Raw genomic sequence first — 14,710 nt, forward strand, 5'->3', positions numbered from 1 at the left:
ATTTAATTTTCGTCACTATCAGTATCTCCTTCAAAAAGGTCACCGATAACCCCACCGTCTTCATCAGTGCCTTCAGTATGTTCAGGCTCTTCATATACTTCCGGTTCCTCTTCTTCAATCTCCGGAACCGTAATATTTATCGCTTTTACCTTGAATTTGGTAAATTGATTTCCGATTGCTTTTATACCTTTCACCATAATAAAATCATCAATATTTATGGTTTCGGGATCACGTTCTTTTCCTTTATCTTTTGAAAAAATGATTTCTGCAGTAGATCCGTTGGCTACTATCACATTCTCAATAAAGGATTTGCTATGCTCCGAAGGCATGAAATTCTGAGGATTGGTATTATTTTCGAGAAGGAATCTTTTAATAAAATACATCTCTTTTTCCCCGTCATAATAAATACAGGTTACAGGCTGCTGCGGCCGCCATTTTTCAAGGATCAGGTAATCATCGTCAAAACGGTTTCCAAGGTCAAAACTTACCAGCTTTGCCTCTCCATTGGAATTAATCGTCAGGATTTTATCATCTCCTTTAAAATTCCCTAACAAAGTACCCCTGCCATCAGCATTTAATCTTCGTACCGTATCATCAAACCAGATTCTTCTTGGAGCCAGGGTTGAAATACCTTCTTCCTTAAGATCTACTTTTTTCACGGAGTATTTAGTCACCAGGTTTCCTTTGGAATCACGGCCTTTAATTGCCAATTCAGAAAAATCGATATCCATCTTATTTTTTCTGATTCTTGGATTCGGTTTCAAGAGAACAGTAACCGTTTCAGCTTCTCCATTCGGATTAGCGGAAAAATAAAGCACTTCGGAGCCTTTTTTATCAGATGCCAGAGGATAATCTGTATTTCTTGTCACCGCCGTCACGGAGAAACGTTTCATATAATACGGACCTTCTTTACCTTCACGGTAGATCATATTATACACTGTTCTCTTGTCGTTTTTCTTCCAGACAGCCACATGCAGGAGATCTTTTCCGATAAAGGTTTTTGCCTCTACTTTGACGATCTTCATACTTCCGTCTTTTCTAAAAGTTATAATATCATCGATATCGGAGCAATCGAACAGGTATTCATCTTTTCTCAATGAGGTTCCTATAAATCCTTCTTCACGGTTTACATAGAATTTTTCGTTAGCCACGGCTACTTTTGTAGCATCAATGGTATCGAAAATTCTTAATTCGGTTCTTCTCTGCTTTTCTTTACCGTACTTCTTCTGAATATTTAAATAATACTCGATAGCATAAGCGATAAGATTAGCAAGATTATGTTTAACCTGCTCTATCTTACCTTCAAGAGCAGCAATATTTTCTTTAAATTTATCTAAGTCGAACCTGGAAATTCTCTTGATTCTGATCTCTGTCAGCTTCAGAATATCTTCCTCAGTTACGGCTCTCAAAAGATGCTTGGTATGTGGTTTTAATCCTGCATCAATAGTTTTGATTACCTCTTCCCATGTCTTTACTTCTTCAATATCGTGATAGATTCTGTTTTCGATGAAAATCCTTTCCAATGAAGAAAAATGCCAGCTTTCCTGAAGTTCGTGAAGTTCAATCTCCAGTTCTTTTTTCAGCAATGAAACGGTATGATCCGTATTCATTCTCAGGATTTCAGAAACACTCAGGAACATTGGTTTATCCCCCACAATTACACACGCATTCGGAGAAATTGTTACCTGACAATCTGTGAAGGCATATAACGCATCAATTGTTTTATCCGGTGATACGTCATTATGGAGATGGATCAGAATTTCTACGGTATCGGACGTATTGTCTTCAATTTTTTTAATCTTGATCTTACCTTTTTCATTAGCCTTTAGGATAGAATCTATCAGATCACTGGTTGTTTTGGAAAAGGGAAGTTCAGAGATAACCAAAGTATGTTTATCGGTCTGTGTAATTTTGGCTCTTGCACGTACTTTACCACCTCTTTGTCCGTCGTTGTATTCAGAAACGTCCAGATACCCTGCTGTAAGGAAATCTGGGAAAAGTTCAAACTTTTTTCCTTTAAGGTGAGCTACTGAAGCATTGATCAGTTCATTAAAGTTGTGAGGAAGTATCTTCGTGGATAATCCTACACCAATCCCTTCTACTCCCTGCGTTAAAAGTAAAGGGAACTTTACGGGAAGATCTATAGGCTCGTTATTTCGTCCATCGTAAGATTTTGCCCACTCCGTTGTCTTAGGATTGAAAACTACCTCCAGTGCAAAAGGGGTTAATCTGGCTTCAATATACCTTGCTGCTGCAGCCGAATCTCCGGTAAAGACATTCCCCCAGTTTCCCTGAGTGTCAATCAGAAGCTCTTTCTGCCCGATCTGTACCATGGCATCAGTAATAGAAGCGTCCCCGTGGGGGTGATATTTCATTGTATTTCCTACAATGTTCGCTACCTTATTGTACCGCCCGTCCTCCAGCTCACGCATGGAATGCATAATTCTTCGCTGAACGGGTTTTAATCCATCGTAGACCGATGGAATCGCTCTATCTAAAATCACGTAAGAAGCATAGTCCAGAAACCAGTCTTTATAAAGTCCGGAAACTTTCTTCAGGCTTTCGCCTTCATGTGAATTTTCTTCTGCCATTATTCGTTTTTAACGTTTTTCTCGTTATTCGCTTTTACTACTTTATTTAAAGAGAATTTCAAATCATTTACTTCTTTTGTCGTCAGGTAAGAAATTTCGTATTTCAACATGGTTGACCCACTATTCTTACTTGAAATTGTAATATATAATCTTTTTACAAAGAGTAAATTGACGATCTCGTATTTTATTAATTTGTATTTTGGAAATTCATCACTTAAAGGTTTATCTAAAAATGGAATGATGTTCCTGTTTTTGAAATTGAGAGCCTCTCCATCACTATCATACTCAAATATTTGTCTTCCGGTAAGATGGAAAGCTAATAACATAATTACCGGTACAATAATCAGCAGATAGCTTTCTGTTCCTAAAATATTAAATTTATATTCTTCTAAAAAGAAGGACACAATTCCGGCTATTAAAAACATTATTAAGAGGGTATTAATAAAGTTGTAGCCCGGTGCTTTATTACGGTTACTTAATCTCATTGTTATTTGTGTTTAAGTTTAAAGGTTATGCCATTTAAGTTTTTTAAAGATTAATTATAACAAAAAAGTTTTTTGGAGGGATCTATTTAACTTTCTACTTCGCTTATTAGTTCTCTGCTATCAATATCCCCGTCTTCTACAACAAGATTTTCAAGAATGAAAACCTGCCTGTCCGGTGTATTTTTACCCATATAAAACTCTAAAAGCTGTTCTATGGTCTGATCTTTTCCAACAACTACAGGCTCCAGGCGGATATCTTTACCTATAAAATGTTTAAACTCATCGGGAGAAATCTCTCCAAGCCCTTTAAATCGTGTAATTTCAGGGTTTTTTCCTAGTTCATTCAAAGCCTTTACCCTTTCCATTTCCGTATAACAATACCGGGTTTCTTTTTTATTTCTCACCCTGAATAAAGGTGTCTGAAGGATATAAAGATGCCCGTTCTTGATCAGGTCCGGGAAAAACTGCAGGAAGAATGTAATCATTAAAAGACGGATGTGCATTCCATCGACATCCGCATCAGTTGCAATAATAACCTGATTGTATCGCAGATCTTCAAGACTTTCCTCAATATTTAAAGCGGCCTGCAATAAATTGAATTCTTCATTTTCATACACTACTTTCTTGGTCAGTCCGTAGCAGTTCAATGGTTTCCCTTTCAGTGAGAATACAGCCTGCGTTTCTACGTCTCTTGATTTCGTGATGGATCCCGATGCGGAATCTCCCTCGGTAATAAAGATCTGTGTATCCCCTTTTCTTTCTGCCTTCTGATCATTATAATGTTGACGGCAATCACGCAGTTTTTTATTATGAAGCGATACTTTTTTCGCCCGCTCTCTTGCCAGTTTCTGAATTCCCGAAAGTTCCTTTCGCTCTCTTTCGGAAATTAAAATTTTCCGTTGAATGGCTTCTGCAATCTCAGGGTTTCTGTGCAGGAAATTATCCAGTTTGCTTTTTAAGAAATCAATGATAAAGGTTCTTACAGTGGGACCATTAGGGCCCATATCATTAGATCCTAATTTTGTTTTGGTCTGGGATTCAAAAACAGGTTCTTCTACATTAATTGAAATGGCAGCAATGATTGATTTTCTGATATCCGAAGCATCAAAGTTTTTGTTGAAAAACTCACGGATTGTTTTCACATATGCTTCACGGAAAGCATTAAGGTGGGTACCTCCCTGCGTTGTATTCTGCCCGTTCACAAAAGAAAAATAGGTTTCAGTCTGTGATTTATCCGAATGCGTAATAGCTACTTCAATATCATTATCCATCAGGTGTACGATCGGATATAGAATTTCGCTTTCCAGTTCTTCTTCTAGCAGATCTTTAAGTCCATTTTCTGAATAATAGGTTTCCCCGTTAAAAATGATCTTCAGTCCCGGATTCAGATATGCATAGTTCCGGAGCATTCTTTCGATATACTCTTTTCTGTATTTGAAATGAAGAAAGATTTCTCCATCGGGTATAAACGAAATTTCAGTACCGTTCCTGTCCGAAGTATCTTTTTCCTCATGGTTTTCCGAAATGATTCCACGTGAAAATTCCGCAACCTTCATTCTTCCGTCGCGGAAAGATCTTACTCTGAAATAATCAGAAAGCGCATTAACCGCTTTTGTACCAACACCATTCAATCCTACGGACTTTTTAAAGGCCTTACTGTCGTATTTACCTCCGGTATTCATTTTGGAAACGGCATCCACCACTTTCCCAAGTGGAATACCCCGGCCAAAATCACGAATCGTTACCTTTCCGTCATCTACTTTTATTTCAATTCTCTTACCCGATTTCATCCTGAACTCATCGATAGAGTTGTCCAGAATTTCTTTAAGTAAAATGTAAATACCATCATCGGCGGAAGAACCATCTCCAAGCTTTCCGATGTACATACCGGGACGCAAACGAATATGTTCCTGCCAATCGAGGGTTCTGATATTATCTTCTGAATAGATTGGATTTATTTCTTGTGACATAAGTTATTTCAGCAAACACACAAAAGTACGAAAATGCTTAAAATTATCCGAATTTTTCTAATTCATTTTTTTCAATATTATGTAATATGTTTTGCATTATTATCAAGCAAATTTTATATTTACATCATTATTCAAGATCAAGTGAAAAACCTACGTGATTTTCTTCTATTTTTAGTAATACTATTTTTTCCATTTCTTTCATTTTCTCAAATCCCGGGATTGGTAAATTATAGTGAGAAAGACGGGTTGAATAGCTCTTATACCTATTCTATGAGTCAGGATGACAAAGGACTTATCTGGATTGGTAGCGATAATGGACTTTTCAGGTTTGATGGTAAGGAATTTAAACAATACAATAAAAAAAGCGGGCTTAAAAACATTGATATCCTTGGGTGCAACCCTCTATCTAATGGTGAGATTTTCATCGTAACCTACCTGAGTGATTTTGCCTATCTGAAAAATGGCAAAATCATCAATCCGGATGATAACAAAGAGCTTAGGAAACTTAAATTCCGTGACACTTCCCATACTTACAGCAGTGGAGATTCAGTTTGTATATATACAGCCAACAATCCAAAAGATATCTATATATACAGACGTGGAAAAGTAACAACAATTCCTCTTTCCTTACATGCAGGTTTTCCCTTAGTGGGTCGTAATCCTTATATATTCAGTATGGATGTGGCCAACCACCTGCTTTACCTTACAGATGATACCCAAAAAGTTATAGCATATGATATCCTCACAAGAAAGAAAATACTATGCAATATTTCATTACCAAAAAGTGCCATCTACAGAAAGGGGGACTTCTTAGTTGCTTACCGTGGAAATACTATTGATATCTTCAAACGAAAAAACAAATTTGAATTCATTAAAACGCAGTCGTTTTCTGTTGGAGAACCGATCCATCAGCTTGTTATTGACCGTAACGACAGATTGTGGGTATGTTTAGATAAAGGAGGAGTTCTTTATTACAAAAATACTTTACAGGATGGGAACCTATCCCGGCCCATGAAGATCATGAATGATTTTGTCATGAATCATATCCTCGTAGACAAGGATAAAAACATCTGGTTTTCCACCAGAAACAATGGTATTTACTTTATTACAGATAAGTTTTTCAACAATTATATCCATCTTCCTGTAAAGAATAATTCTTCCTACATTACAGCTATCGGAAAAAGTGGTAAAAACATTATCATGGGGTACAATGAGGCAAAATTCGGCATTTTAAAATCGAATACCATCATTGATGTATCCCTTGAAAAAAATAGGAAAATTGAAACAAAGGCCCTGTTTTCAAAAGGGAATAGTGTTATACTGGGGCTTAGTTTAAGAACGTACCAATACAATACCGATAATAAAAAAATTACAACCATTGGTGATTATAGCTTAAAAAATATAATCCCTTATAATGACAGTTCAATACTCCTCTGTACTTCCCAGGGTCTTACACTTTATAATTTCATTACCGGGGCCAAATCTGACCTGTTTAATGAAAGAGCCTATACAGCCCTACGCTACGACAAAGATAGTGTCTTTGTTGGAAGTTTTAAGGATGTGTATAAAATGAATGTAAAAACAAATAAAAGAAAACTATTTATTGAGGGATATTACTTCAAAGATATCAAAAAACTTAAGCCTGATGTATATGTAGGCTCAACCAATCTCAATGGCGTCCTGATTTTTAATAACAAAAAGATCCTCAAAAGAATCACTGAAAAAGATGGTCTGTCCACAGACCAGATAAAAAAAATCGAAGTTGAAAATGAAAACGTTTTCTGGGCGAGTACCAACTCCGGTTTGAGCAGGATAGAAATAAAAGGGAAAAAACTGGCCATCGATAATTTCACACAAACCGATGGGCTTCCCTCTAACGTAGTCGCCGGATGCGTTATAAAAGACGACACCATTTATGCCGGAACTTCAAAAGGGCTGGGTATCTTACCTATTCACAACTTGTTAACCCAGCAGAAGTTTATCAATAAAAAAGTAGTCATTAATTCTGTAACCGTAGGGGATAAAGAGATATTTGATCTCAATCAGGAAATTAAAGGGCAAACACCTGACAACACAATAACTTTTGACCTCAGCTTTCCGGATTATATCTCTCAGGGTATGATCAAATTCAAGTATAAAGTCGAAGGTCTGACCGACGAATGGCAAATAAGCAATTCATCTAAAATCATGTTTAATTCAATTCCGCCGGGGAAATATACTTTTAAAGTTTTCGGGCTCGGTTATAATGGAAAACGATCCTATACATTTTCGTCAATAGCATTTGAAATTAAGCCCAAATTCTGGCAAACCTGGTGGTTTAAATTCTTCATCATTATAATAGGATGCTCACTTATTTTTGTGGTGGTTACTATTTACTTTCAGAGAAAAAGAAACAAAAAACTCGAAACGCTTTATTATGAAAAGAAGATTGCCGAACTTGAGTTACAGGCCATCAAGGCACAAATAAATCCACATTTCATTTATAACTGTCTCAATTCTATTCAGTTTTTGCTCTACAAAAAAGATTATGCGGAAACTGAAAACTATTTAAACATATTTGCTCAGATGATACGAAAAACGTTACACTATTCTGAAAAGACATTTATGCAGATCAAAGAGGAAATTGAATACCTTTCTCTATATCTGAATATGGAAAAATTACGTTTAAAGGATCAGTTCGACTACACCATAACACGTTCAAAAAATACAGATGAAAACTGGATGATCCCATCATTACTGATACAGCCGTTTGTAGAAAATGCCATAAAACATGGTGTTTCCGGTTTAAAGGATCGAAAAGGAAATATCAGGATTACATTTGATTATACCGATTCACTTCTTTGTATTACTATTGAGGATAATGGCGTGGGAATGGAAAAAAGACCGGAATCTGCAAAAGCCAATTCTTTCGGAGTGAAATTATCTCAAAAAAGGATTGAAACATTCAGGCAGCTTTTTGAGACTGATATAACGTTGGAGCTGAATAATCTCTCCGAAAAGGACGGAAAACAAGGTACACAAATTAAACTATATATGCCCCCCTATGAAAACCAAAATACAAGCCTGCATCATTGATGATGAACAAGACGGAAGAGATTATATTTCTCTCCTGCTGAAGAATGAGTTTCCGGATATACAGATTTCGTTTCAGGCCTCAAGCGTAGAAGAAGCCTATGTTAATCTTCTGAAAAACGCTCCGGATATCTTATTTTTAGATATCCAGCTAAAAGACGGTACCGCATTCGATTTGCTTTCAAAATTCAAGGAGATCAGCTCGCAGATCATATTTATTACCGCCTTTGAACATTTTGCGATCCAGGCCATAAAAAATGGAGCAACGGATTACCTTCTGAAACCTATCAAAAAGATGGATTTTATTATCGCTGTAAATAAAGCTCTGGAAATCAACAAAAAGAACAGAACTTCTACACCGGCTGTTCACCAGAATAAAATAAGCCTACCTACTATGCAGGGATTCAAGCTTACAAATATCGCAGATATTGTTCGTTGCGAAGCGGATTCCAGCTACACTACATTTTATATGAGTGATAAAACAAAGGTTATTGTATCGAAAACACTGCATGAATTTGAAGATTTTCTTTCCGATTATAATTTTTTCAGAATTCATCATAAACACCTCATCAATCTGAGCCATTTAAAAGAATACATCAAAGGAAAAGGAGGACAGGTGATTATGACTGACAACTCTGTTCTGGATGTTTCCGTCCGTAAGAAAAATGATTTCTTAAATAAAATTGAACAATTGGAATAAATCCTAATCCGATTTTTCAAAAAGCAAAATCCCTCCATCCAACATAATATTTTGAATGGAGGGATATTTTATATGTATGTAAAATATCGTTTGAATCCAGACGCTAAATCACAATTAAGAGAAATTACATAACACTTATTAGTGAAGCAGGAACACTTATTAAATCACAATACCCTGGCATCAGATATCGTAATACATTTATAACAAGTTCATAAACAAATTACTAATAACTAAAGTTTTTTCTGGTTTTTGATTGATAAAACCAGTAGCACATTATGATAAGAATATATTTTTTAACGATTTATTTGTTCCTTGGATGCCTTCTGATGAATGCACAAGCTCCTTGTTCTGATTTTAACGGTACCAGTAATCCTTTAGGAAACTGGCAGCTGGATACTGTAAACAACGCTGTCAATTACAACCTTGGCAGCCCCAATACATTAGACGGTTCACAATATCTTATACTAGATGATCTTTCCGGTGGGTCCTGGTTCATCAATCCTGTTGACTATAAAAACATAGGCCAAAGATTCCTGGGACAATGTCTGTATTTCGATTTTTATCTTGAAAAAGACGGAGGTTTTAATGCCCCACTCCATCCTACTATTTACATTCTTTCAGGAAATCAGGCGATTACGTTTGTTGCCAATGCTACAGTAACCCCTAATAGCGGATGGGTCCGGGTACGTGCTCCATTAGCTTTAGCTACGAGCTCAGCTTTTCCAAGTAATTCAGAAGGTACATGGAGCATGCCGGGAGGTACATGGACTGACTTCAATAATGTATTGAACAATTCAACAGCAGTAATGATATCGCCAGACATTACTTCAAGCCCAAGCGAGAGAGTATACTTCGACAATATTTGCATCAAATCATGTGACGGATGTACAGCAGACTTTAAACTTGAAACATCATTCAGTACACAAGGTAATAACACAGGAACTGTGAATTTAACTCTTACCAATCCAATTCTTGTTTCAACACCCAATAATCCGGGCAGTAGCTACACTGTAAACTGGGGTGACGGAACAACATCTCCTTATGTTTTTTCCACTTTAACCCATACTTATGCCACTCCTGGTACATATACGATATGTGTTACTGAAAAGCAAGGAAAACTACTGGTATGTACAAGATGCTTCACTTTCTGTTATTCCAAATCAACAGTCCCTTCCAGAGAGGCTAATATTGGCAATACAGCACCTCAGATTGATATCAAAGCTATTGGCAAGGCAGAGTTAACAGCGATGGATAATGAGTACAGACTGGTTCCTAACCCCGCTAAAAACTATGTGGATATTCAAACAAATCTATCCTCAAGAGGACCTGTTTCCATAAGAGTTCTTGATACATCGGGAAAAACAGTGCTGGAAAAATCAGAAAACCTTGAAAGCGGCCGCCAGAATATAAAACTAAATACTGAGCATCTTATTCAGGGGAATTATATTGTTGAAATTAAATCAGCCAATAAAATAAATTCTCAAAAATTGATTATTTCAAAATAAAATCCAAAGTTTTTAAAAAGAGCTGTTCATATCCGAACAGCTCTTTATTCATTTTCATGTTGGTTACAGTTAACCTCCGATTAACAACACTTATTAAAAAAACACCAACACTTACAAATTCACAGTATCGGGATGTTTACTATCATGATACTTTTAGTCTACCAAAAAAACAAAAACTTTAACCTATGAAAACAAAAACGCTTCTGGTCCTTGCCGGACTGGCAACTACACAATGTATGTTTAATTCTTGTGGCGAAGACAACACAAACCTGCAAAATGAAAACTACCAATCAACCCAATCATTACCTAAAACAGCTCTAAGCTTTACCAATGGTACTTATTTTACAGATCCTCAGGCTGTAAATGCAGGATTCGAATTTATCCGAAGTAAGTTTGCTCAAAATCCGGGCTATGTTTTAAATCAGCAGGATCTGAATACATTTTACGAAAAAGCTCAAATTGCAACGGATGAAAGATTACCACTTGATCAGGTTAATAATATTATTAACAAAACAGTAAGTTTAATGCAGGTACCTTTTGCACAGGCTGTTCAACAATTAAATATTTCAAGTGCTGCAAAATCATTAGCGATAACAATTAATAACGGTTCAATCATTCATTTAGAGGCGAATGCAGCATATAACAATCTTCCGGCTAATGAAAAATCAATGATTAAGAATATCAATGACTACAAATACAATGCTGAACAAGGAAATTACCTGATTACAGGAATTCCAACCGGTAAACAACCGTTATGGATTACAGGCGGTATGATCGGTATGGTAGGCGGTGGTATCATTGGATTTGCAGTAGCAGGTCCTGTTGGAGCACTTGTAGGAGCAGGAATAGGTGTGGTTGGTGGTATTATAACAGGAGCTATACTAGGAGCTAAGTAAACTATGAGAATTGCATTTCCTTATCAAAAAATAAATTTCTTAATTGCTGTTATGGGCCTTGCGCTCATAATAGCAGTTTTCTCTTTTCATAAAGACCCTTCTTTAAAATATAAAATTAAAAATATTGAACTGAATAGTGAGGCCATTTATTTAATACAAAGAGGTACAACAGGAAAACTGGGAAATGTCGCAAAAGACTTTAATATCAATAATAAATATGCTTCTCATTTGGGAATTGGTTTTGTCAACAATAATATCCTAACCATTTATCATGTGTATGTGGACAAAAATAAAAACAATAACAATCTTTATATTGATAGTATAGACGAATTCATCAGTCCTGAAGACCTGAATTATTTGTCTATCTGGAAACTTAAAAATATTGATACCGCAAGTTTTAAGCATATTAAACAGACCCTTCGCGAATCTGAAAAAGAAAATATCAATTTTGATTTTAAGTTTGAGGAAAACAACAAAGCCTATTATTGCTCGGAATTTATCGTAAGAATATTGGAGAAAAATAATATAAAAATCATGTCTGATCATAAAAAAAACATCGCCGGAATAATGAGCCAGATTTTAAAAAAAGATACCCTTACCTATTTCCCTGTAGATGGCTTTGAAAATAGTAATCAAGTAATCAAAATATTTGAATGGATAAAATAATCTTTTATATCTACTCAAAAAAATAAAATCACAAATAATAAACATCAGGGTTATCGAATTGGGTAACCTTTTCTTATATCCATACTTCTGTATTGGAAAAAATAAATTAAATTCGAAGTATATAAAATACAGTCAATGATACAGCTTCCTCTTTCCAAGCTTTCCAATGTTGGAACTACTATTTTCAGTCAGATGACTCAATTGGCAAATGAAAATCAAGCCATCAATTTATCTCAGGGATTTCCGGATTTTATGCCGGATCCAGAATTACTGAATTACGTGGATAATTTCATTAAAAAAGGGTTTAATCAATATGCTCCCATGGGAGGGATGATTGGATTAAAGGAAGAAATTGCCAGGAAAATTGAAAACAGCCATCAGGCCATTTATCATCCCGACTCAGAAATTACAGTAACGGCAGGGGGAACACAGGCTATTTTTACAGCCATAGCCACGTTCATCAAGAGAGACGATGAAGTGATTATTTTTGAACCGGCTTATGATTGTTATGAGCCGACCGTAGAACTTTTTGGAGGAGTTATCCGGCGTTTTGAAATGAAGGCCCCGGATTATGTGATCGATTGGAATGCTGTAAAAGGAATGGTTAATGAAAAAACCAAAATGATCATTCTTAATAATCCTAATAATCCTTCGGGAAGGATCTTAAAGGAAAGCGATATTCAGGAGCTTATTCATATCGTAAAAGATACACCGATTCTCATTTTAAGTGATGAAGTATATGAAAATATTGTTTTCGACGGAAAACAGCATTTAAGTATCTGCAAATATCCAGAACTAAGGGAAAGAAGCCTTCTGATAGCTTCATTTGGAAAGCTTTTTCATGTTACAGGCTGGAAAGTGGGCTATTGTGCAGCTCCAAAAATCCTGACCGACGAATTCAGAAAAGTTCATCAGTTCAATGTGTTTAGCGTGAACACACCCATTCAGCTGGCGCTAGCCGAATATATGAAAGATGATGAACATTACAACCACCTGAATGAATTTTTCCAGAAAAAAAGGGATTTTCTACGGCAAGGGCTTTCGACTACTTCATTCGAATTACTTGATTGTGAAGGAACATATTTTCAGGCTTTAAAGTATGATAAGATATCGGATAAAAATGATTTTGACTTTGCCAGCGAATTGACAGTGACCCATAAAGTAGCCAGTGTTCCCTTCTCTTCTTTCTACAAAAACAAGATGAACGAAAACGTGATCAGGTTATGCTTTGCAAAAAAAGAGGAAACGTTAGAAAGGGCAATTGAAAATCTATCTAAAATATAGCACATAGGTAAAGGTACCTGGTCAGATGAGTGGAGAAAGCAAGCGGGCTAAATGTTCAAAGAAAATCTTTAGCTTAGGTCTTTTTCTCCATTCATTAAGATGAATTTCAGAGCAATCATTCATATCATGAAGAAATACCTGCTCAATCTCCCGGTTTATTTCCTTATCAAATACAAGAGTATTCACCTCAAAATTCAGCTCCTGACTCCTCACATCCATATTTGCAGTACCTACTGATGAAAAAAGATCATCTATGATCATCGTTTTAGCATGTATAAACCCTTTTTTATAAAAAAAGATTCTCACATTACTTTCCAGTAATTCCTCATAATAGGAATAAGCAGCTGCATTTACCACAACAGAATCTCCGGACTCAGGAACCATAAGCCGTACGTCAAGTCCGGCAATAGCAGTTTGTTTGATGGCATTGAGAACTGTTTCTACGGGAATAAAATAAGGGGTAACAATATATACTTTTTCTTTGGCCGAAAGAATAGCAGAAGCTGTACTCAGCATGATGGAAGGCTTGGTATCCGGTCCACTGGCGGCTACCTGAATAATTGTGCTTCCTTCTTCATCATCCTTATAATTGAAATAGTCTTCAGACAAAGGAGGAATTTTTTCGGTTGCAAATATCCAATTGCTCAGGAATAAAAACTGGAAATAAAAAGCTCCGTTTCCCTGGATATATAAATGCATATCGCGCCAATATTGTGTAGGGTTAGGATTGATATATTTATCAGAAACATTGATTCCACCTGTAAAAACTTTTGTTCCGTCAACAATAATAATTTTTCTGTGATCTCTGTAGTTGACCCTGTTGGCGAGAACCCTGAAAGTAATTTTGTTGACAGGAGAAACTTCTACTCCGGCTTCTCTTAATCTTGCAAGCAGTTTCTTTCCGATTTTACCACTTCCCATATCGTCATAAAGAAAACGGATAATAACACCTTCCCTAGATTTTCTCACCAGTAAATCCGCAAGTCTATTACCTATATCATCATTTTCGTAAATATAATATTCAAGATGAATATGGTGTTGCGCATTTTCAAGAACCTCAAAAACTTTTTGAAATTTCTCCTCTCCGTTAATCAATACTTCTACCTTGTTTTTACGGGTCAGGGGTGAGTGTCCGCCATGATAAAGAAAATTAACGGTCGTTATAAAATCCTCCAGCTCTTTTTTTCTGATACCAAGAGTTTCATAATGCGTTTCTTTGATATATTTTTTAATCCTGTTATAGATTTCCTCGTTTCTTTCAATCTTGAATGTATAGAACTTATTCTTCCTGTAATTAACACCAAAAACAAAGTAAATCACGATCCCTATTATGGGTAAAAAGACGATCAGTAGCAGATAAGCCAACGTTTTGCTGGTGTTTCTGGTATCCATGATAATTCTCACCGCAAGAAAAAAGATCCCTGCAAGATAGAGTATTTCAATCGCAGGTAAAATGTAAGGAAACTGGCTTAAAAATTCTTTAATCATAACCGGTAAGATCGTTCATCAGACAATTATTATTCTACATTAAAGATAGCAAA

Annotated in this window: 10 protein-coding genes; 6 read left to right on the forward strand and 4 right to left on the reverse strand. The window is 36.0% G+C overall.

The features are described 5' to 3' along the window. Positions 1-2: 2 nt before the first annotated feature. The 3 genes from ACNFU2_RS05490 to ACNFU2_RS05500 all read right to left on the reverse strand — a co-directional run bounded on the left by ACNFU2_RS05490 (position 3) and on the right by ACNFU2_RS05500 (position 5,046). Positions 3-2,591, reverse strand: coding sequence for a DNA gyrase/topoisomerase IV subunit A (locus ACNFU2_RS05490; protein ID WP_418124060.1), 2,589 nt, complete (start codon positions 2,589-2,591; stop codon positions 3-5). Further along, complete coding sequence (locus ACNFU2_RS05495) at positions 2,591-3,076, reverse strand: hypothetical protein (protein WP_273648257.1); 486 nt, start codon at positions 3,074-3,076, stop codon at positions 2,591-2,593. Before ACNFU2_RS05495 ends, ACNFU2_RS05490 begins: the two co-directional genes overlap by 1 nt. A gap of 86 nt (positions 3,077-3,162) precedes the next feature. Beyond that, on the reverse strand, positions 3,163-5,046 hold the full coding sequence (locus ACNFU2_RS05500; RefSeq protein ID WP_172278691.1) for a DNA topoisomerase IV subunit B: 1,884 nt from the start codon (positions 5,044-5,046) through the stop codon (positions 3,163-3,165). 219 nt (positions 5,047-5,265) lie between these two features. On the opposite strand from ACNFU2_RS05500, the gene ACNFU2_RS05505 reads away from it, so the two are divergent. The 6 genes from ACNFU2_RS05505 to ACNFU2_RS05530 all read left to right on the forward strand — a co-directional run bounded on the left by ACNFU2_RS05505 (position 5,266) and on the right by ACNFU2_RS05530 (position 13,169). Then, positions 5,266-8,121: a sensor histidine kinase gene (locus tag ACNFU2_RS05505; RefSeq protein WP_306612615.1), complete on the forward strand. Its 2,856-nt coding sequence runs from the start codon at positions 5,266-5,268 to the stop codon at positions 8,119-8,121. After that, positions 8,090-8,818, forward strand: a complete 729-nt coding sequence (locus ACNFU2_RS05510; protein WP_273648259.1) for a LytR/AlgR family response regulator transcription factor — start codon at positions 8,090-8,092, stop codon at positions 8,816-8,818. The genes ACNFU2_RS05505 and ACNFU2_RS05510 overlap by 32 nt, the downstream gene beginning before the upstream one ends. Before the next feature lie 275 nt (positions 8,819-9,093). Continuing rightward, the gene (locus ACNFU2_RS05515) at positions 9,094-10,323 is read left to right on the forward strand and encodes a T9SS type A sorting domain-containing protein (protein ID WP_418124064.1); all 1,230 of its coding nucleotides are present in this window, start codon (positions 9,094-9,096) and stop codon (positions 10,321-10,323) included. Positions 10,324-10,508: 185 nt separating this feature from the next. Beyond that, positions 10,509-11,219 (forward strand): hypothetical protein, encoded by a 711-nt coding sequence (locus ACNFU2_RS05520; RefSeq protein WP_273648262.1) that lies wholly within the window; start codon positions 10,509-10,511, stop codon positions 11,217-11,219. 3 nt (positions 11,220-11,222) lie between these two features. Next, on the forward strand, positions 11,223-11,885 hold the full coding sequence (locus tag ACNFU2_RS05525; protein ID WP_273648263.1) for a YiiX/YebB-like N1pC/P60 family cysteine hydrolase: 663 nt from the start codon (positions 11,223-11,225) through the stop codon (positions 11,883-11,885). 135 nt (positions 11,886-12,020) lie between these two features. Continuing rightward, positions 12,021-13,169, forward strand: coding sequence for a methionine aminotransferase (locus ACNFU2_RS05530; RefSeq protein WP_273648264.1), 1,149 nt, complete (start codon positions 12,021-12,023; stop codon positions 13,167-13,169). A 21-nt stretch (positions 13,170-13,190) separates the two neighbouring features. Here ACNFU2_RS05530 and cls read toward each other — a convergent pair whose 3' ends face one another. Next, positions 13,191-14,657, reverse strand: a complete 1,467-nt coding sequence (gene cls / locus ACNFU2_RS05535; RefSeq protein ID WP_418124069.1) for a cardiolipin synthase — start codon at positions 14,655-14,657, stop codon at positions 13,191-13,193. Positions 14,658-14,710 lie beyond the last annotated feature (53 nt).

Source organism: Chryseobacterium sp. PTM-20240506, assembly GCF_048296755.1.
Taxonomy (GTDB): Bacteria; Bacteroidota; Bacteroidia; order Flavobacteriales; family Weeksellaceae; genus Chryseobacterium; species Chryseobacterium proteolyticum.